This is a genomic window from Streptomyces sp. JH14 (assembly GCF_029428675.1).
Lineage (GTDB): Bacteria > Actinomycetota > Actinomycetes > Streptomycetales > Streptomycetaceae > Streptomyces.
The window spans coordinates 5,054,785-5,075,603 of sequence record NZ_JAJNEL010000001.1; the positions used below are offsets into that span (position 1 = coordinate 5,054,785).

Below are 20,819 nucleotides of genomic sequence, written 5' to 3' on the forward strand. Positions count from 1 at the left end.
GTCAGCCGAACGGGATGTGGACGACCGACTGGTTGCCGACGCCGACGGTGCTGGAGCCGTTGCCGATGGCGTTCCAGATCTCCACTCTGACCTTGCCGTTCACCAGATTGCCCTGGCTCCCTGTCGACGCCATGAGCCCCTTGCCCTGCGTGTAGTGCTCGTAGCCGGTGACCGGGTCGGTGGGGAAGTAGTTGTACGTCTCCGTGCGGTCCCAGGTCCCGTCGCCCGTGCGGTCGTAGCTCACCCTCACCTGCTGTCCGTTGGCGACGGTCGTGCCGGCGTCGACGAACAGGTCGAACTGCGTGGCCCCGCCGTTGTACGTCCGGGTGATGCCCGAGGCGGTGAAGGTCTGCGGGCTGTGCGGGGTGCCGTCGTAGTTGGCGCCGCCCGCCGAGGCGAGGGTCAAGGCCGAGCCGGACGCCTCCGCCGCACCGAGACCGCCGCCGGAGCGGAGCGTGAGGTCGGAGGAGCCGGACGGCGGGTCGGTCGGGTCCGGGGGATCGGTCGGATCGGTACCGCCCCCGCCGCCCTTGGTCCAGACACCGACGTAGTCGACGAGCATGGGGCGGCCCGGGACGGTCTCCGCCGTGGGTGTGCTGCCGGCCAGTGCGTTGGGGAACGCGCCACCGATCGCGAGGTTGAGCAGGACGAAGTAGCCCGCGTGCTCGGTCATGCCGGCCCAGGTGCCGGCGTCCAGCTGGCTCTGGGAGACGGAGTGGAACTGCTGGCCGTCCACGTACCAGCGCAGCGCATTGGGGGTGACGGAGCGGTCCCACTCGAAGGTGTACGTGTGGAACGCCGATTGGCAACTGGTGCCGGGGCAGGCCCGGTTGCTCGCGATACCGCTGGTCTCGTTGCACGGGCCGCCCGGGTTGACGCCGCAGTGCAGCACGCCCCAGACGGAGTTGATCCCGTTGACGTTCTCCATGATGTCGAACTCGCCGATGCCCGGCCAGTTCCAGTAGTTGCCGCGGTACGGGGAGCCGAGCGCCCAGAACGCGGGCCAGTAGCCGAGCGCCGCGTTCCCGGTGACGTTCGGCATCTGGATCCGGCTCTCGATGCGCAAGGTGCCGCCCGCCGGGGCCTTGAAGTCGGAGCGTGTGGTCTCGACCCGGCCGGAGGTCCAGTTGCCCGCACCGTCGCGGAGCGGGGTGATCCGGAGGTTTCCGTTGCCGTCGAGGCTGAGGTTGTCGGGGCTGGCGGTGTAGTTCTGGATCTCACCCGTGCCCCAGTTGCCGGGGCCGCCCGGGTAGGCGTGGCCGGTGTCGATCTGCCAGTTCGCGGCCGAGGGGAGGGAGCGGTCGGCGCCGTTGAAGTCGTCGCTCCACTTCAGGTCCCAGCCGGGCGCCGGGGGAACGGCGCCGCGAGCGGATCCGGAGCCGAGGACGGTGGCCAGTCCGGCCAGGACCAGGGCCATCACGGTCAGTGCGGCGAGTGCGGTGGTGCGTCTGTGGGGAGTGGAGGTGGGGGAGTGGGCGGGCAGGTGGATGCGGCTCGCGTTCAAGGGACACCTCTCCGGTGGGGGCGGGGGAACGGGAACGAGGTACCGGTCGTGAGAGCGCTCTCAGGCTTTTGTAGGTGCACACGGGGAGGCCGTCAATGGCGCTGCGCTCTTAACTTCTTGAATGTAGAGGGCAGTTGAAGGAAGGTGCAGAAAGGAGGGCCCCCGTGCTTGCCCTGACGTCCGCGTCAACCTTTACCGTCGAAGCATGCGAATCGGGGAGCTGGCCGAGCGGGCCGGAACGACGACGCGGACTCTGCGCTACTACGAGTCACGCGGACTGCTGCCTGCGCGGCGGGCCGTGAACGGGTACCGGACCTACGACGAGGACGATCTGCGCCTGCTGCAGCAGATCCGGACCCTGCAGGACTTCGGGTTCGAACTGGAGGAGACCCGGCCGTTCGTCGACTGCCTGCGTGCCGGCCATCCGGCCGGTGACGCCTGCCCCGCCTCGCTCGCCGTCTACCGGCGCAAGCTCGGCGAGCTCGACTCGCTCATCGAGCAGCTCCAGTCGGTCCGCGCCCAGGTGGGCGCGCAGCTCGCGAGGGCCGAGCTGGAGGCCGCGGCCGAGCTTCCTGGCGGCCCGGAACCCCGTTGTGAACTGGGAGGATGACAGATGATTCATGCAGAGGGCGTGGCCGAGGTCACCGACGCCACCTTCGACGGGGAGGTGCTGGCGGCCGAGCTGCCCGTGCTGGTCGAGTTCACCGCCGACTGGTGCGGACCGTGCCGCCAGCTCGCCCCCGTGCTCAGTGCGATCGCGGCGGAGGAGGCCGGGCGCATCAAGGTCGTCCAGATCGACGTGGACGCCAATCCGGGCATCACGAGCCGCTACGCGGTGCTGTCGATGCCGACCCTGATGGTGTTCCGGTCCGGCGAACCGGTGAAGTCGATGGTGGGCGCCCGCCCCAAGCGCAGGCTGCTGCAGGAGCTGGAGGACGTGTTCGAGACGGTGTGAGCCGCGAGGGGCTCAGTCGCTGCCGCCACCACAGCCGCTGCCGCCGCCGCAGCTGTGGTGGTGGGCTCCACCGTCGTACGAGGCGCCGTGCGAGCCGTACGAGTCGTACCAGCTGCCGGAGTCGTGGCCGCTGTCGTACGCGTCCCGGTCGTCGTCCAGCGCCTTGCCGAACTTGATCAGCATCCGTCCCACCGACGGCAGACGCTCGCCCGTGTCCATGCCCCGCCGCTGACGCCGGCGCTCGCCCGGCAGCCCGCCCCGCCCGTCGAACACCACGGCTCCGAGCGCGGCCGACGCCCACGGCTCGCGGCTGCGGATCGCCGCCAGGCGGCGGCGGCCCGCCGGGGTCAGCCGGCCCCGCGCCGGGCACAGCATCCGCACGGCCAGGCAGCAGGCGGCCACCGCGATGAACGGCGCGGTGTGCCGCAGCCCCTGCGGGACGGAGAAGGCGGCCAGGACCACGGTGGCGCACAGGACGACGACCAGGCCCCGCGTGGCATACAGGCGGGCCAGGGCGTGGGGCGGGGTCAGCAGCAGGCCGTACGAGACGAGCCGGTCGCCGACCTCGCGCACGGCCCCGTCCCGCGCCGTCCGTACCCGCAGGAGCGTCGGCGTCGTGGAGCCCGAGCTCCGCCACTTCCCGACCACGGCGTGCTCCACCGGATGCGCGGGCTCCGACCAGGGCTCCGGCAACCGCAGCCGGCCACCCGACACGATCGCGACGTTGTTGTCGCTGCCCCACAGCATGTGGAGCGCTGTCTCCACCACCCGCTCCGGTCCGCCGGCCAGAAACGCCGCATCGTACGGGCCCAGCTCGGGCGGGCGCTTCCCGCGCCGCCACGGCAGCAGCCGCCGGCCGGACAGGGTCAGGCAGGCGGCGACGGCGACCAGCGCGGTCGCGGCGTCGATGAGCGTGAGTGTGGTCCCCATGACAGCCCCCGATCCGGACGTGCTCCGGATGAAAATGCGTATGTGAGGGGTGTCTCCGCCTGAAGCCTGCCCAACCCGAACATGCCGGATTTCAGAGCTTGTTCTGAGCTTCGTGGCCGGCCCGCCGGGTCATCCGGTCGCTGCTCGCGGACCGCCTCGCGCATCGGCGCGACCGGTGCACCGGTGACATCGGCATCGATGCTCGAGCCGGGCCGTCGGGTGGCCTCGGACCAAGGTCCGACGGGCCTCCGTGCGCCGGCTCTCCGCACCGATGTCCGGCTTCGGCGCGACGGCCGGCATGCGTCAGATGCTCCATGACCGGATGTACCTCCCGCCCGCGCACACTTCCTCCGGGAACTCCTCCGGCACAGAACGGCCTTCCCTCGTGGGGAGTCCCCGTCGAACGTGGCCCGATTCGGCCGGATGCGTCGCGTGGGTGACAAGCGGCATGTCGGACATTCCCGTCGTAGCTGACTGTCGGAGGATGATCGACATGCCTCTCTCAGCTCTGTCTCGCGCGCGGCGCCGCACTGCCCGGCTCGCGCCGGTCCTGAGCGCCGCACTGGCGCTCACCCTGACATCCACTCAGCTGTCCCAGGCCGCGGAGAAAGAAGCGAACGGATCCACTCGTGCCGAGGCCCGCGTCTCGGCGTACCTGCGAGACGTGCGCGACCGCCCCGGGGCGCTGGCCGCCTTCTTCAGGGCCCTGCCCAAGGGCGCAGACCTCCACAACCACCTTTCGGGCGCGGCGACCACCGAGCTGTTGCTGAAAATCGCTGTCGAGGCCGGCTACTGCATCGACAGGACCACCCTCACCGCGAGCGCGCCACTCTGCACGGGTAACACCCGCCCCGCGGCCGACACCCTCACCGACCGCGCTTTCCGGCGTCAGGTCATCCGCGCCTGGTCCATGCAGGACTTCAAGCCCGGTCAGGGCGAGAGCAGCCACGACCACTTCTTCGCCACCTTCGGAAAGTTCGGTGCGGTCAGCGGACTCCAGCCCGGGCGACTGCTGGCCCAGGTCTCCAACTCGGTCGCGAAGCAGCACCAGTTCTACCTCGAGACCATGCTGACCCCCGCCTACAACGCCGCAGCCGCCCTTGCCGCCAAGGTCGGATACGACAGCGACCTGTCCCGGCTGCGCGACAAACTGCTGGCCGACGGCGGCATGGACGCCGTCGTCCAGCAGGCGATGAACCAGACGGACTCATTGCTCGATGAGTTCCGTACCGCCGCGCACTGCGGCACCCGCCACCCCGACGCCGGGTGCTCGCTGCCTGTGCGGTTCATCTCCCAGGTGTCGCGAGGCGGCACGCGCGAGGTGGTCTTCACCCAGATGCTGCTCGGCGTGGAACTGGCCCGGCGCGATCACCGCTTCGTCTCGCTGAACCTCGTGCAGCCCGAGGACGGTTCGGTGGCGCTCGCCGACTACCGCCTGCAGATGCGCATGCTGAAGTACCTGCGCGGCGTGTACCCCGATGTTCCCCTCACCCTGCACGCGGGTGAGCTCGTCCCCGGCCTGGTCAAGCCCGAGGACCTGCGTTTCCACGTCCGCGACGCCGTGCTCACCGCCGGTACCGACCGCGTCGGCCACGGCGTCGACATCCGCCACGAGGACGACTACCGGGAACTGCTGCGCCTGATGGCCCGGCGGCATGTGCTGGTGGAAGTCCCGCTCACCAGCAACGCACAGGTCCTGGGCGTCACGGGCTGGCGTCACCCCTTCCCGCTGTACCGGAGATACGGCGTCCCGGTCGCCCTTGCCACCGACGACCCCGGCGTCGAGCGGACCGACATCAGCCGCGAGTACCAGCGTGCCGCGCTCACCTACGGGCTGGACTACCGGGTGCTGAAGGACCTGGCCCGCACGTCCGTGGAGTACGGCTTCCTGCAGGGCCGCAGCCTGTGGCGCCACCGCGGCGGCTACCAGGCCGTCCCGGAGTGCGCCCGGGACCGCCTCGGCGACCCCACCCCCGGCCCGCGCTGCGCCCGCTTCCTCGCGTCCAGTGCCAAGGGCGCGGTGGAGTGGAAGCAGGAGGGCGCGTTCCGCACCTTCGAGCGCACATTCGGCGCCAGGGCGAGGACCGGGTCCCGCACCGTCAACGCGCTCGCCGCGGCCGGACGATGATCCGGCGCCCGACCTCACCGACACGGTGACCGGACCCCATGCACACCCGGTGGCCCGGCTGATCTCTCAGCCGGGCCACCGGCCTGTCCGCCCGGCTGAGAGATCAGCCGGGCCACGGCCATGGGCACGCCGGAGCGCACCGGTCTCCCCATGGGGAGACCGCGAAGCGAGCCGGAACCCTCACCGGACACGTCCGCCCGAAACGGCAGCGGGCCCGGACAACCGGCTGGGCTTTCGGCGTCTCCGTCGCCGGCTCCGGGGGGCTCGGGGCGTACCGGGCCCCCGCGCCCTCACACCGGCTGCAGCCAGACCGTCGCCAGCGGCGGCAGGGTCAGCAGAATGCTGGCCGGCCTGCCGTGTGCACCCACCGACTCCGGCTTCAGCGGCCCGGCGCTGCGCACGTCGCTGCCGCCGTACTGCGCGGCATCCGTATTGAGGACCTCCGCCCACGCCACGGGAGCGCCGAGCACGTCCGGGACCCCGAGCCGGTAGTCGTGCCGCACCACGGGAGAGAAGTTGCAGACGGCGAGGAGCGGTGCGCCGTGCGCGTCGTAGCGCAGGAAGGCGAAGGCATTGTCCTCAGCCGCGTCGCCGACCACCCAGGAGAAGCCCTCCGGTACCGTGTCGCGCTGCCAGAGCGCGGGCGTGTTGCCGTACACCCTGTTCAGATCGCTGACCAGGGTCCGGACGCCCCGGTGGTCGCTCTCCGCCGAGTACGACGGGTCGAGCAGCCACCAGTCCGGGCCGTGCCCCTCGGACCACTCCGCGCCTTGCGCGAACTCCTGGCCCATGAAGAGGAGTTGCTTGCCGGGGTGGGCCCACATGAATCCCAGGTACGCCCGGTGGTTGGCGCGCTGCTGCCACCAGTCACCGGGCATCTTGCTGACCAGCGCCCGCTTGCCGTGCACCACTTCGTCGTGCGAGATCGGCAGCACGTAGTTCTCGCTGTACGCGTACACCATCGAGAAGGTCATCTCGTTGTGGTGGTACTTGCGGTGCACCGGCTCCTTCGACACGTACTCCAGGGAGTCGTGCATCCAGCCCATGTTCCACTTCAGGCCGAAGCCGAGACCGCCGAAGCCGCCGGGGCCGACATGGTGGGTGGCCCGGGTGACGCCGTCCCAGGCGGTGGACTCCTCGGCGATGGTGACGACGCCCGGATTGCGCCGGTAAACGGTGGCGTTCATCTCCTGGAGGAAGGCGACGGCATCCAGATTCTCCCGGCCGCCGTGTTCGTTCGGAGCCCATTCCCCGTCCTCGCGCGAATAGTCGAGGTAGAGCATCGAGGCGACGGCATCGACCCGCAGCCCGTCGATGTGGAACTCTTCGCACCAGTACGTCGCGTTGGCGACCAGGAAGTTGCGCACTTCGGTGCGGCCGAAGTCGAATTCGAGGGTGCCCCAGTCGGGATGCGCGGCCCGCGTCGGGTCGGAGTGCTCGTACAGCGGGCGGCCGTCGAACTCGGCCAGCGCCCAGTCGTCACGCGGGAAGTGCGCGGGCACCCAGTCGACGATGACGCCGATGCCGGACCGGTGCAGCGCGTCGATCAGATGCCGGAAGTCGTCCGGGGTACCCATGCGCGACGTCGGGGCGTAGAAGCCGGTGACCTGATAGCCCCAGGAGCCGCCGAAGGGATGCTCGGAGACCGGCATCAGCTCCACATGCGTGAACCCCAGATCCCGTACATAGGAGGGGAGTTGAGTGGCCAGCTGGCGGTAGGTGAGCCCCGGCCGCCAGGACGGCAGATGCACCTCGTACACGGACAGGGGCGCCTCGTGCACGGGTACGTCCCCGCGGTGGGCCATCCACTCCTGGTCCTGCCACTCATGGTGCGAGGCCGTCACGACCGAGGCATTGGCGGGAGGGACCTCGGTGTGGCGGGCCATCGGGTCGGCGCGCACCGTGTGCGAACCGTCCGGGCGGCAGATGTCGAACTTGTAGAGCGCACCCTCCCCGATCGCCGGGAGGAACAGCTCCCAGACCCCGCTGGAGCCGAGCGAACGCATCGGGAAGCCCGTGCCGTCCCAGTAGTTGAAGTCCCCGACGACACGCACACCGCGGGCATTGGGCGCCCAGACGGTGAACCGGGTCCCGGCGACCCCCTGGTGCTCCATGGGCTGCGCGCCGAGGGCGGTCCACAGCTCCTCGTGCCGCCCCTCGCCGATCAGATGGAGATCGAGATCGCCGAGCGCGGGCAGGAAGCGGTACGGGTCGTGGACCTCGATCTCGTTGTCTTCGTAGGCGACCAGGAGCTGGTACTCGGGGACGGCCGGCACCGGCAGCAGGCCGGAGAAGAGACCGTCGCCGTCGTCGTGGAGTTCGACCCGCAGTCCCTTGGCGAGCACGGTCACGGAACGGGCGAACGGACGCAGCACCCGGACCGCCACACCGCCGCGGACCATGTGCGCACCGAGCAGATCGTGCGGGGCGTGGTGTTCACCGGCGAGCAGCCGCCCCCGGTCTCCGTCGTCGAGGGCACGCACCGGCCGGACCCCGCGGCCGCCGCCACGGCGCGGCTGCGGGGGCGAGGCGGCGGCCCGCTTCTCGGCCGCCTTCTTCCGCTTGGCCGGGGTGGCTGCGGAGGCCGCGGGGGCCGACGCGGCCGGCGTGGCGCTCGTGCCCTGCGTGGCCGGTGTGACGGGTGTGGCCGCAGGCGTGGACGGGGTCGCGGTGGGATCGGGCACGTTGCGGGACGGCTTGCGGGCGGTCACAGGGGACAGCCTCCTCGGGGGGGTGTGGGTGAGGCAGGAATCAGGGGGACCCGGGCAGGGAGAAGCCCGCCGGGCCGGGAGCAGCGCGCTCGCGCGGGACATCAGTCGACGGCGGCGGCCAGCCGGTGGATCGCGGCCATCGGGACCGGCAGCCAGTCGGGCCGGTGCCGGGCCTCGTACAGCACCTCGTACACGGCCTTGTCGGTCTCATGGGCCCGCAACAACTCCGGTTCGCTGCGCGGATCGACGCCCGCGGCCTCCGCGTACCCGTCGCAGTAGGCCGACCGGCAGCGGGCCGCCCACTCGGCGTTCCAGGGCCGGTGCGAGCGGGCCGCGTAGTCGAAGGAGCGGAGCATGCCCGCGATATCGCGCACAGGCGGTTGTGGACGGCGGCGCTCCAGGAGCGGGCGCGTCGGTTCGCCCTCGAAGTCGATCAGCGACCAGAAGCCGTCGGCCGCACGCAGCGTCTGGCCGAGATGGAGGTCGCCGTGGACCCGCTGCGCCGCCCAGCTGTGACCCTTGTGGCCCAGAGCGGCAACGGCGTCGAACGCGGTGCGCAGCCCGGGGACGTACGGCACGAGCGACGGCACCGCCTGGGCGGCCGCCTCCAGCCGTTGCAGCATGCCAGCGGCGAGGTGCTCGGTCTGGGACCGGCGCAGCACGGGCGTCGGCAGTGCGGTGGCGAGCGCCGTGTGCACCTCGGCGGTGGCCCGGCCGAGGGCGCGGGCCTCGCGGGTGAAGTCATGGCCAGCGCCCAGCGCGCGCAGCGCCAGCTGCCAGCCGTCCTCCGCGCCGCGCAGGAACGGCTGGAGGACGCCGAGGGTGAGCTGTTCCGGCGCCGCGGCCTCGAACCAGGCGACGGGTTCCGGTACCCGCCCGCAGCCCTCCCGGGAGAGCGCGAGCGGCAGTTCCAGATCGGGGTTGGTACCGGGGAAGACCCGGCGGAAGATCTTGAGGATGTAGGCGTTGCCGTAGACGAGGGAAGAGTTGGACTGCTCGGTGTCGAGCACCCGCGGGGTGAGTCCGGCCGGGATGGGGGCGGCGCCGCGGTCGAAGCGGAGCGTGCCGAGCCTGCCGGGGGTACGGAGCCGTTCCAGCAGGAGTTCGGCGAGACGCGGATCGTGCAGCCCCTCGTAGACCGCGCGACCGGCGAGCGGCCCGCCTTTCACATGGCCGATGAGGGCAGGGACGAGCCGGGGCGGCAGTGTGGTCCGCACCCCGAGCAGCATTTGGTAGCAGTCGTCGGGCGACTGGGCGGGCATGGTCGGCTGGTGGACCCGGACCAGCAGATGGAGCAGACCCGGCCCGGTCCCGATGCCCGTGGAATCGGCGTCCACCGGCAGTATTTCGGTGGCCGAGACCAGGGAGAAGGCCGTGACCGGCCGTCCCTTGCCCGCGAACCACCGCTGCCGGGGCAGCCATTCATGCAGCAGGGGGGCGAGTGACGGGAGCAGGGCTGTGCTGTTGGCGAGGGCGACCCGAGTGGATGCAGCCTCCGACATGGCATCGCGTCCTTTCCCCGGGCACACCACAGGATGCGATGAGTGTCCCGGATTGCGGCAATAGCTGTCCGGCTGTGCGGGACGTGTCGGGTCAGGATGATCCGTACGGACTCGACGTGTGGGCTCCGAAGAGCCGCCGGTTCCCCGGAAGGGCTCCGGGGGACTTCGGCAGTGCTGACCCGAAGAGCCCCGAAGGGCCCCGAAGACCCCTGAAGTTCCTCAACTGCCTGAAGAGCCCCGAAGGGCCCCGAAGAGCTCGATGTGGGGGAGAGTGCCCCGTGCGGGGCGGTGGAAACCGCCCCGCGAGCAGTCGTGCGAAGTGACACACCATCAACTCGGTGGCACATCCTTGCGCAACCGGAACCAGTAGAAGCCGTGTCCGGCGAGAGTCAGCAGATAGGGCCACTGGCCGATGGCGGGGAAGCGCACCCCACCGATCAGCTCCACCGGATGACGCCCGTTGAACGCCCGCAGATCGAGTTCCGTCGGCTGCGCGAACCGTGAGAAGTTGTGCACGCACAGCACGAGATCGTCCTTGTGCTCACGGGTGAAGGCGAGCACGGCGGGGTTCGACGACGGCAGTTCGTTGTACGAGCCGAGTCCGAACGCCGGATTCTGCTTGCGGATCTCGATCATCCGCCGCGTCCAGTGCAGCAACGACGACGGCGAAGCCATCGCCGCCTCCACGTTGGTCACCTGGTAGCCGTAGACCGGATCCATGATGGTGGGGAGGTAGAGCCGCCCCGGATCGCTGGAGGAGAATCCGGCATTCCGGTCGGGTGTCCACTGCATGGGGGTCCGTACGGCATCCCGGTCGCCCAGCCAGATGTTGTCCCCCATCCCGATCTCGTCCCCGTAGTACAGAATCGGGGATCCGGGCAGCGACAGGAGCAGTGCCGTGAACAGCTCGATCTGATTGCGGTCGTTGTCGAGCAGCGACGCAAGCCTCCGCCGGATGCCGATGTTGGCCCGCATCCGTGGATCCTTGGCGTACTCCGCGTACATGTAGTCGCGTTCTTCGTCCGTGACCATTTCGAGGGTCAGCTCGTCGTGGTTGCGCAGGAAGATGCCCCACTGGCAACCCGACGGGATCGCCGGGGTCTTGGCCAGGACTTCGGAGACCGGGTAGCGGCTCTCGCGCCGCACGGCCATGAAGATCCGCGGCATCACCGGGAAGTGGAACGCCATGTGGCACTCGTCCCCGCCGGCGGGGAAGTCGCCGAAGTAGTCGACGACGTCTTCCGGCCACTGATTGGCCTCGGCCAGCAGCACGGTGTCCGGGTAGTGCGCGTCGATCTCCTTGCGCACCCGCCTGAGGAACTCGTGGGTCTCCGGGAGGTTCTCGCAGTTGGTGTTCTCCCGCTGGTAGAGGTACGGCACGGCGTCGAGACGGAAGCCGTCGATGCCGAGATCCAGCCAGAAGCGGAGCGCGGAGATGATCTCCTCCTGCACCGCCGGGTTCTCGTAGTTGAGATCGGGCTGGTGGGAGAAGAAACGATGCCAGTAGTACTGCTTGCGCACCGGGTCGAAGGTCCAGTTGGACGTCTCGGTGTCGACGAAGATGATCCGGGCGTCCGGGAACTGCTTGTCGTCGTCGGCCCAGACGTAGTAGTCGCCGTACGGGCCGTCCGGGTCGCTGCGGGACTGCTGGAACCAGTCGTGCTGATCGCTCGTGTGGTTCATGACGAAGTCGATGATCACGCGCATCCCGCGCTGGTGCGCGGCATCGACGAACTCGACGAAGTCGGCGAGATCGCCGAACTCCGGGAGCACCGCGGTGTAGTCGGAGACGTCGTAGCCGCCGTCGCGCAGCGGCGACTTGAAGAACGGCGGCAGCCAGAGGCAGTCGATGCCCAGCCACTGGAGATAGTCCAGCTTGGCGGTGAGCCCCTTGAGGTCACCGATGCCGTCGCCGTTGGAGTCCTGGAAGGACCGGACGAGGACCTCGTAGAAGACGGCGCGCTTGAACCACTCGGGATCGCGGTCCTTCGCGGGGGTGTCCTCGAACAGGTCGTGGACAGGCTCGTTCACAATCATGGTGTGGGTGACCCTCCGGTCGGCGGGGACGGTCGCAGGACGACGAGGTGCGCGGGCGTGACGCCCGGCTCTAGGCGCACATAGAAGGTCCTGCCCCAGTGATAGGTGTCGCCGGTGAGCTCGTCGCGCACCGGCACGGTCTCGTGCCAGTCGAGCCCGAGTTGCGGCATGTCCAACGAGACCGTGGCCTCCTGGGTGTGGTGAGGGTCGAGGTTGACGACCATCAGAACGATGTTCGAACCCGAGCGCTTGCTGTAGACGATCAGCGCATCGTTGTCGGCGGCGTGGAAATGCACGTCGCGCAGCTGCTGCAGGGCGGGGTGACGGCGCCTGATCCGGTTGAGCGAGGTGATGAGCGGGGCCAGGGACCGGCCCTCCCGCTCGGCCGACTCCCAGTCCCTGGGCCGGATTTCGTACTTCTCCGAGTTCAGGTACTCCTCACTGCCGGCCCGAACCGAGGTGTTCTCGCACAGCTCGTACCCGGCGTACACGCCCCAGGTCGGCGAGAGTGTCGCGGCGAGCACGGCCCGGGCCTCGAAGGCCGGGCGTCCGCCGTCCTGGAGGTAGCCCGGCAGGATGTCCGGGGTGTTCACGAAGAAGTTGGGCCGCATGTAGGAGGCCGCGTCACCGGACAGCTCGGTGACGTACTCCGTGAGTTCCTGCCGCGTGTTGCGCCAGGTGAAGTACGTGTACGACTGCTGGAAGCCGACCGTGGCGAGGGTGTGCATCATCGCGGGGCGGGTGAACGCCTCGGCCAGGAAGATCACATCGGGGTCGGTGCGATTGATGTCGGCGATTACCTCCTCCCAGAAGATCACCGGCTTGGTGTGCGGATTGTCGACGCGGAAGATCCGTACGCCGTGGTCCATCCAGAACCGGAGGATGCGGAGGGTCTCCGCGACCAGGCCCCGCAGGTCCTTGTCGAAGGCGATGGGATAGATGTCCTGGTACTTCTTGGGCGGGTTCTCGGCATAGGCGATGGTGCCGTCCGCGCGGTGGTGGAACCACTCGGGGTGCTGCTCGACCCAGGGGTGGTCGGGAGAGCACTGGAGCGCGAAGTCCAGCGCGATCTCCATGCGCAGGGTGCGGGCGGTCTCGACGAAGTGATCGAAGTCGTCGAGCGTGCCGAGGTCGGGGTGAACGGCGTCGTGCCCCCCTTCGGCCGAACCGATCGCCCACGGCACCCCCACATCGTGGGTGCCCGGGGACAGCGAGTTGTTGGGGCCCTTGCGGTGAGTGGTTCCGATGGGGTGGACCGGTGGGAGATAGACGACGTCGAACCCCATGGCGGCGACGGCGGGGAGCCGCTCGGCGGCGGTACGGAACGTGCCGCTGATCATCCTTTCCGGCTGCTGCTCCTCCGTCCTGGCCGATACCTTTCCCGCCCTGCCCTTCTTCGCCGCCCTGGTCGTCCTCGCCGGCTCGGTCGGTTCGGTCCTGGCGCCCTCCGACCGGGGGAACAGCTCGTACCAGGAACCGAACAGGGCCCGTCGGCGCTCGACGACGAGGGGGAGCGGGCGGGCCGCGGTGACCAGCTCGCGCAGCGGGTGGCGGTCGAGCGCTGCGACGGCCTCGGGGGCGAGCGCCGCGGCGAGCCGGGCGGCTGCCGGACGCGACACATCGCGCAGCGCATCGGCCGCGGCCAGCACCGCCTCGCGGCCGTCCCGCTTCGGTACGCCCTTGGCGGCTCGCTCGTACAGCTCGGCCCCCTCGGTCAGGACGAGCGCGGTGTCGATTCCGGCGGGGATCTTGATCTGGGCGTACCGGCGCCAGGTGGTCACCGGGTCGCTCCACGCCTCGACCGTGTACGTCCAGCGGCCCTCGGAGTCCGGTGTGACGTCGGCGCCCCAGCGGTCGGTCCCGGGGGCGAGTTCGTACATCGGCGTCCAGGGTCCGGGCCGTCCGCTCGGATCCCGCAGAACCGCATTGGCTGCGACGGCGTCATGGCCCTCCCGGAACACGGTGGCCGTGACCTGGAAGGTCTCACCGACCACGGCCTTCGCGGGCCTTCTGCCGCAGTCGACGAGGGGCCGGACGTCGAGGACGGGAATGCGACCGATCATGGAATCACCTGGGGACTGGAGCTCGGGCTGCACGGGGCGCGGCGGGGGCGTGAGGGGCTGAGCGAGCACGCCGCGTCTGTGAGGGTCCGTCCTTTCTAGCTGCTCCGTTGACGGCTGATGGGGTGTGAGCATGGCCGCTCCTGTCCGCGTTCACTCGAATGGCACTCGAATGGCTGGGGCGCGCGTGTGGTGTACGGGTGAGTACGGTGCACACCGGACGCGTACGGACTGCATACGATCCGCTGCCGGATCGCGGATGATTCGCATTCGGGCGGTATTCGGTCTGTGTACCGCGTAAGCCTTCCCACCGTTCTCGGGGGGCCAATCCGGTGGTTTGTTAACTACTCGGGCGTAGATGTGACGGTCTGAATGCGCCGCGCCGGTGGCCGGTCGGCCGTCCGGCCCCCTTGCGCGCCACACGGCAGCCTTCCCTGTGGGGTGACGTGTCACAAGGCCGTACGAGGGGGCGGAATCGGCCATAACCCTCGTGACGGTTGTGCCGGGATCTGCGCCGACGGAGCTGTGGGACGGAAGAGACGCATGCGGACACAGAGCCCTGGTCAGGGGCGTACGGGCCTGGTCAGGGGCGGGCGGGGCGGGTGTTCCACCGGGCGTCGTCCGCTGTGAGCCGGTCGCGCGCCGTGGCTGCGCGGTGCCGCACACCGTTACCGTCGAGGGTGACGGAGAGGCGCACACCGTGGTGCGTCCCCTCGGATTCGTACGTCCCCTGCAAAGGTGGAATACGTGAAGGCCATTCGTCGATTCACCGTGCGTCCCGTCCTCCCCGATCCCCTTCAACCGCTCAGCGACCTCGCCCGCAACCTGCGCTGGTCCTGGCACACCGAGACACGTGAGCTCTTCCAGGCGGTCGACCCGCAGGGCAGCCGGGCGGCGGACGCCGACCCGGTACGCCTGCTCGGCGCCGTCTCCGCCGGGCGGCTCGCCGAGCTGGCCCGGGACCAGCAGTTCCTGCACCGGCTCAGCGAGGTGTCCGGCGCCCTCCAGGAGTACCTGGACGGGCCGAGGTGGTACCAGGAGCGGCTGGCGCAGGGCACGGAACTGCCCGCTGCCGTGGCCTACTTCTCGCCGGAGTTCGGCGTGACGGCAGCCCTTCCCCAGTACTCCGGCGGGCTGGGCATCCTTGCCGGGGACCATCTGAAGGCGGCCAGCGACCTCGGTGTCCCCCTGGTCGGCGTCGGGCTGCTCTACCGGCACGGATACTTCCGCCAGAGCCTGTCGCGCGAGGGCTGGCAGCAGGAGCACTATCCCGTCCTCGACCCCAACGAACTCCCGCTCGCGCTGCTGCGCGAGACCGACGGAACCCCGAGCCAAGTGGTGCTGGACCTCCCCGGCGGCCGCTCGCTGCACGCCCGCATCTGGCAGGCCCAGGTCGGCCGCATTCCCCTGCTCCTGCTCGACTCCGACGTCGAGGAGAACGCGCCGGGTGAGCGCGATGTCACCGACCGGCTGTACGGCGGCGGCAGCGAGCACCGTCTGCTGCAGGAGATGCTGCTCGGAATCGGCGGCGTACGGGCCGTGCGGACCTACTGCCGGCTCACCGGGCACGCGGACCCGGAGGTGTTCCACACCAACGAGGGGCACGCCGGCTTCCTCGGGCTGGAACGCATCCGCGAACTCGCCGACACGGGGCTGGATTTCGACTCCTCGGTGGAGGCGGTGCGGGCCGGCACGGTCTTCACCACCCACACCCCGGTGCCCGCCGGCATCGACCGCTTCGACCGGGAACTCATCGCCCGTCACTTCGGCGACGACGGCGAACTTCCGGGTGTGGCCGTGGAACGGATCCTGCAGCTGGGCATGGAGACCTATCCCGGCGGTGAGCCCACCCTCTTCAACATGGCCGTCATGGGGCTGCGGCTCGCCCAGCGGGCCAACGGTGTCTCCACCCTGCACGGGGCGGTCAGCCGGAAGATGTTCGCGGGACTGTGGCCGGGATTCGACGCTGCGGAGGTGCCGATCACGTCGGTGACCAACGGGGTGCACGCGCCCACCTGGGTCGCGCCCGAGATCTTCGAACTCCGCGCCCGGTACGGGGGCACGCCGGGCCGCTGGGACGCGGCGGACCGGATCCCGGACCGGGAGATCTGGGAGCTGCGGCGGTCGCTGCGCGAACAGCTGGTGGCCGAGGTCCGCTCGAGGCTCGCCGCCTCGTGGCGCAACCGCGGCGCGGAGCCGGCCGAACTCGGCTGGATCGACGGCGTGCTGGACCCGGACGTGCTCACCATCGGCTTCGCCCGCCGGGTGCCCTCGTACAAGCGGCTGACCCTGATGCTGCGCGACCGCGACCGGCTGAGGGAGCTGCTGCTCCACCCGGCCCGGCCGATCCAGATCGTCGTCGCAGGCAAGGCGCATCCTGCCGACGACAGCGGAAAGCGGCTGGTCCAGGAGCTGGTGCGGTTCTCCGACGACCCCAGGGTCCGCCATCGCATCGTCTTCCTGCCCGACTACGGGATCTCGATGGCACAGAAGCTCTACCCGGGCTGCGACGTCTGGCTCAACAACCCGCTGCGGCCGCTGGAGGCGTGCGGCACGAGCGGGATGAAGGCCGCCCTCAACGGCTGTCTGAATCTGTCCGTGCTGGACGGCTGGTGGGACGAGTGGTTCGAGCCGGACTTCGGCTGGGCGATCCCGACCGCCGACGGGTCCGCCATGGGCGAGGACCGGCGCGACGAGCTGGAGGCGAACGCCCTGTACGAGCTGATCGAGGAGCGGGTCGCGCCGCGCTTCTACGACCGGGGCGCCGAAGGGCTGCCCGAGCGCTGGGTGGAGATGGTCCGCCGCACGGTGGGCACCCTCGGTCCCAAGGTCCTTGCGGGACGCATGGTGCGTGAGTACGTGGAGCGGCTGTACGCACCCGCCGCGCTCGCCCACCGCTCTCTGGACGTTGCCACGGCGCGGGAGCTCGCGGACTGGAAGGCCCGGATCCGTGCCGCGTGGCCACGGGTCGCCGTCGACCACGTGGAGGCCGTGGCGCCGAGCAGCGCGGGCGCCTCGGCCGAGCTGGGGTCCACCCTGGGCCTGCGGGTCCGGATCGCCCTCGGAGCGCTGGAGCCGGACGATGTGGAGGTGCAGGCGGTGGCCGGGCGGGTCGACTCCGCCGATGCCCTCTCGGACACCCAGGTCTTCCCGCTGAAGCCGACCGGCAGCCAGGACCTGGAGGGCCGCTGGCTGTACGAGGGCCCACTCGCCCTCGACCGTACGGGGCCGTACGGCTACACCGTGCGGGTCCTTCCCGCCCACCCGCTGCTGGCGACCAGTGCCGAACTCGGCCTGGTGGCACTGCCGACGGAAGCGACCGGAGACGGTGCGGGTGTGCTGATGCGCTGACGTCGCCCGTCCCCGGGGCCCGGCACCTGCGAGGTGCCGGGCCCCTTCGCTTTCTGAACACAATGTCTTGACGTGTTCATGAGATGCATTTAGGTTCCTCACTCATTGCAGAGTTCACAACTCGACCCACCGTTCACGTCCATGAACTGGAGCGGCTCCGGGCCGAGTTGCCGGACCACCTCCGCACCGGAAGGCACCCCACATGCGTACCGGATCCATCGGCCGCGGCCTCGGCCTCGCCACCGCACTGGCCGCCCTGCTCACCGCGGCCCTCGTCACCCCGGCATCGGCCGGCAGAGCCGCGCCCGCCGCGAACCCCCGGGCGATGCAGGCCGCCGCGGCTGCAGCCCCCGCCGCCTTCACCCACCCCGGCGTCCTCGTCAGTCGCCCCCAACTCGACTTCGTACGCACCAAGGTGCAGGCCGGCGCCCAGCCCTGGAAGAGCGCGTACGACCAGATGATGGCCAGCAAGTACGCCTCGCTCACCCGCACCGCCAAGCCGCGCGCCGTCGTGGAGTGCGGCTCGTACTCCAACCCCAACTACGGCTGCACCGACGAGCGCGAGGACGCGATAGCCGCGTACACCCTCGCGCTGGCCTGGCACATCAACCAGGACAGCCGCTACGCCCAGAAGTCCATCGAGATCATGGACGCCTGGTCGGCCGTCATCCAGGATCACACCAACAGCAACGCCCCGCTTCAGACGGGCTGGGCCGGCTCCTCGTGGCCCCGGGCCGCCGAGATCATCAAGTACACGTACAGCAGCTGGCCGAACTCCGGCCGCTTCGCGACCATGCTGCGCAACGTCTACCTCCCCAAGGTCATCAACGGCTCCAACAGCAACGGGAACTGGGAACTGAGCATGACCGAGGCCGCGATCGGGATCGCGGTCTTCCTCGAGGACCGCACCGCCTACGACAAGGCCGTCACCAAGTTCCGCGGACGCGTCCCCGCGTACATCTACATCAACGCCGACGGCGCCCTGCCGAAGGCCGCACCGGGCAGCGGCCTCGACACCCGCGACGAGATCATCAATTACTGGCAGGGGCAGTCGACCTTCATGGACGGCCTCTCCCAGGAGACCTGCCGCGATCTCACCCACACCGGCTACGGCATCTCCGCCATCTCCCACATCGCCGAGACCAGCCGGATCCAGGGACAGGACCTCTACCCGGAGATCGCCGAACGCCTGCGCCACGCGCTGGGTCTGCACGCGAAGTACCAGCTGGGCGCGGCGGTTCCGGCCAACCTGTGCGGCGGCACGCTCAAGGACAACCTCGGACCGATCACCGAAGTGGGATTCAACGCCCTGCACAACCGGATGGGTATCGCCATGACCAACACCCAGACCCTCACCGAACAGCAGAGGCCCGCCGGGACCAACAACCTGTTCGTCGCCTGGGAGACCCTGACCCACGCGAACAACCCCAACTGACCCGCATCCAGCGGCAAGCCGCATCGCGGAACGGCGGAACCGCCCGGGAGGAAGGAGAGTCCCTCCCGGGCGGTTCCGGTCATCGACTGCCGCGAACGTGCTGCCTGGTTCAGAAGGTCAGCTTGAAGCTGTTGATGGTGCCGGTGTCCTGCGAGGCGACGTCCTGGACCTTCAGCTTCCAGGTGCCGTTGGCGACCTCGGAGGATGCGTTGACGGTGTAGGTCGTCTGGACGTTGTCCGCCGAGTCGCTGCCCGAGGAGTTCTTCAGCCGGTAGGCCGTGCCGTCCGGGGCCACGAGGTCGATGACGAGGTCACCGCGCCAGGTGTGGGTGATGTCCACCCCGACCTGGAGGGTGCTGGGCGCGTTGCCCGTGATCCCGGTGACGCTGACCGAGCTGGTGACGGCCGCGCCGTTGTCCGGGATGGCGACGTGGGTGGTGTTCTGGAAGACCGTGCCGCCGGAGCCGCCGCCGGGGCGCGAGCCGACGTTGACGCCGGCCCAGGCGTCGGCCACCGACTTGTACTCGGCGCTGCTCGTGCCGTACAGCTCACCGGCCACGGCGAGGGTCCCGGTACGTGCCGCCGCGTAGTTCGTCGTGGAGCCGAACTTGGTGGTGAGCGCCTTGTACCAGATCAGCGCGGCCTTGTCGCGGCCGATGCCGGTGACCGGCAGACCGTCGGAGGTCGGCGAGTTGTACGAGACGCCGTTGACGGTCTTGGCGCCGCTGCCCTCGGAGAGCAGGTAGAAGAAGTGGTTCGCGGGACCCGAGGAGTAGTGGACGTCCACGTTGCCGATACCGGAGTACCAGGAGTCCTTCGACCCGCCGTCCTTGCTCGGCTTGTCCATGTAGCGCAGCGGGGTGCCGTCCCCGTTGATGTCGATCTTCTCGCCGACCAGGTAGTCGCCCACGTCGGTGGCGTTGTTGGAGTAGAACTCGACCGCGGCGGCCATGATGTCGCTGGTCGCCTCGTTGAGACCGCCGGACTCGCCGCTGTACACCAGGCCGGCGGTGGCGGAGGTGACACCGTGCGTCATCTCGTGCGCGGCCACGTCCAGGGAGGTCAGCGGTGCGGCGTTGCCGCTGCCGTCCCCGTAGGTCATGCAGAAGCAGCTGTCGTCCCAGAAGGCGTTGACGTAGTTGTTGCCGTAGTGGACGCGGGAGTACGCGCCGACTCCGTCGCCCCGGATGCCGGTGCGGCCCTGCACGTTCTTGTAGTAGTCCCAGGTCTCGGCCGCGCCGTAGTGCGCGTCCGCGGCGGCCGTCTCGACGTTCGTCGGGCTTCCGTTGCCCCAGATGTCGTCGGTGCCGGAGAAGAGCGTCCCCTTGCCGGATGTGCCGTGGTTCAGGTTGTACGTCTTGTGGCTGCCGCGCGTCGTGTCGGTCAGCGTGTACGACGGGGCGGTGCCGAGCGTGACCTGACCGCTGTACTCGGTGTTGCCGGTGCCGGTCTCGATGGCCTGCCACTCGTAGAGCTTCGCACCGGTGGACGCGTCGGTGATGACGTGCAGCTCGTTGGGGGTGCCGTCGTCCTGGAGTCCGCCGACGACGGTCTCGTAGGCCAGCTGCGGCTTGCCCTGGGCCATCCAGACCACCTTGCGGGGCGCCCGGTCGGCCACGGTCTTCTCGGAGCCGGCGTCCTTCGCGGCGCCGAGCGCCTGCGCCTCGGCCTTGGCCGGCGCGACGTCGGCGGCGGTGCCGACGGCCTTCAGCTGGGCAGAGGTGGCCTTGGAGGCCTTGGTGACGCTCTCGGTCGCACCCGCCTTGGACTCCTGGACGATCAAATCACCGCCGAGGACGGGAAGTCCGCTGAAGGTGCGCTCGTAACGGGTGTGCGTGGTGCCGTCGTTGTCCTGGATGACATCCCGGACGACGAGCTTCTCCTGAGAGCCGAGACCGAGCTCCTTGGCGGTGGCCGCCTTGCTCGCGTCGGCCTCGCGTATCAGCTCGGCGCGCTCGGACGGGGAGAGCTGCTTGGCCAGCGCACCGTGATTGACCTTGGTGGCGGCCGGGGCGGTGGCCGTGTCGGGCGAGGCGGTTGCCGTGCCGGTCTGGACACCTACGGCGAGGAGGGCTGCTGCGGCAATCAGGGCGCCTGTCGCGGTGGTGCGACGGCTGGGTGTGGATCTCACGCGGACTCCTTCTGCGAGGGGGGTACCGGGTCGGCTGGGTGAGCCGGCCCGGGCAGAGCAAGCAGTGAGCAGAAC

Annotated in this window: 12 protein-coding genes; 5 read left to right on the plus strand and 7 right to left on the minus strand. The window is 69.9% G+C overall.

The genetic code is table 11. The features are described from left to right. Nucleotide 1 precedes the first annotated feature (1 nt). Nucleotides 2-1,417, minus strand: a complete 1,416-nt coding sequence (locus LRD69_RS23000; protein WP_277329847.1) for a family 16 glycosylhydrolase — start codon at nt 1,415-1,417, stop codon at nt 2-4. A gap of 292 nt (nt 1,418-1,709) precedes the next feature. Here LRD69_RS23000 and LRD69_RS23005 point away from each other — a divergent pair, with 292 nt between their 5' ends. Both LRD69_RS23005 and trxA read left to right on the plus strand, forming a co-directional pair. After that, on the plus strand, nt 1,710-2,114 hold the full coding sequence (locus LRD69_RS23005; protein WP_277328435.1) for a MerR family transcriptional regulator: 405 nt from the start codon (nt 1,710-1,712) through the stop codon (nt 2,112-2,114). Nucleotides 2,115-2,117: 3 nt separating this feature from the next. After that, nucleotides 2,118-2,459 (plus strand): thioredoxin, encoded by a 342-nt coding sequence (gene trxA, locus LRD69_RS23010; RefSeq protein WP_277328436.1) that lies wholly within the window; start codon nt 2,118-2,120, stop codon nt 2,457-2,459. Nucleotides 2,460-2,471: 12 nt separating this feature from the next. Here trxA and LRD69_RS23015 read toward each other — a convergent pair whose 3' ends face one another. Continuing rightward, on the minus strand, nt 2,472-3,389 hold the full coding sequence (locus LRD69_RS23015; RefSeq protein ID WP_277328437.1) for a TIGR04222 domain-containing membrane protein: 918 nt from the start codon (nt 3,387-3,389) through the stop codon (nt 2,472-2,474). A gap of 493 nt (nt 3,390-3,882) precedes the next feature. On the opposite strand from LRD69_RS23015, the gene LRD69_RS23020 reads away from it, so the two are divergent. Next, a complete protein-coding gene (locus tag LRD69_RS23020) occupies nt 3,883-5,517 on the plus strand; it encodes an adenosine deaminase (protein WP_277328438.1) in 1,635 nt (544 codons plus the stop codon). A gap of 290 nt (nt 5,518-5,807) precedes the next feature. Here the strand turns inward: LRD69_RS23020 and glgB are convergent, their stop codons facing one another. From glgB to LRD69_RS23040, 4 genes are all read right to left on the minus strand, one after another. After that, the gene (gene glgB, locus LRD69_RS23025; protein ID WP_277328439.1) at nt 5,808-8,228 is read right to left on the minus strand and encodes a 1,4-alpha-glucan branching enzyme; all 2,421 of its coding nucleotides are present in this window, start codon (nt 8,226-8,228) and stop codon (nt 5,808-5,810) included. 101 nt (nt 8,229-8,329) lie between these two features. Continuing rightward, nucleotides 8,330-9,730 (minus strand): phosphotransferase, encoded by a 1,401-nt coding sequence (locus LRD69_RS23030; protein WP_277328440.1) that lies wholly within the window; start codon nt 9,728-9,730, stop codon nt 8,330-8,332. 330 nt (nt 9,731-10,060) lie between these two features. Beyond that, a complete protein-coding gene (treS, locus tag LRD69_RS23035; RefSeq protein ID WP_277328441.1) occupies nt 10,061-11,767 on the minus strand; it encodes a maltose alpha-D-glucosyltransferase in 1,707 nt (568 codons plus the stop codon). Further along, nucleotides 11,764-13,830 carry an alpha-1,4-glucan--maltose-1-phosphate maltosyltransferase gene (locus LRD69_RS23040; RefSeq protein ID WP_277328442.1) on the minus strand — a complete coding sequence of 689 codons (2,067 nt, stop codon included), beginning with the start codon at nt 13,828-13,830 and terminating at the stop codon, nt 11,764-11,766. The genes treS and LRD69_RS23040 overlap by 4 nt, the downstream gene beginning before the upstream one ends. Before the next feature lie 744 nt (nt 13,831-14,574). Here LRD69_RS23040 and glgP point away from each other — a divergent pair. Next, nucleotides 14,575-17,178: an alpha-glucan family phosphorylase gene (gene glgP, locus LRD69_RS23045; RefSeq protein WP_277328443.1), complete on the plus strand. Its 2,604-nt coding sequence runs from the start codon at nt 14,575-14,577 to the stop codon at nt 17,176-17,178. A 202-nt stretch (nt 17,179-17,380) separates the two neighbouring features. Next, nucleotides 17,381-18,613 (plus strand): alginate lyase family protein, encoded by a 1,233-nt coding sequence (locus tag LRD69_RS23050; RefSeq protein ID WP_277328444.1) that lies wholly within the window; start codon nt 17,381-17,383, stop codon nt 18,611-18,613. Nucleotides 18,614-18,722: 109 nt separating this feature from the next. Here the strand turns inward: LRD69_RS23050 and LRD69_RS23055 are convergent, their stop codons facing one another. Further along, nucleotides 18,723-20,744 carry a M4 family metallopeptidase gene (locus tag LRD69_RS23055; protein ID WP_277328445.1) on the minus strand — a complete coding sequence of 674 codons (2,022 nt, stop codon included), beginning with the start codon at nt 20,742-20,744 and terminating at the stop codon, nt 18,723-18,725. Nucleotides 20,745-20,819: the final 75 nt, after the last annotated feature.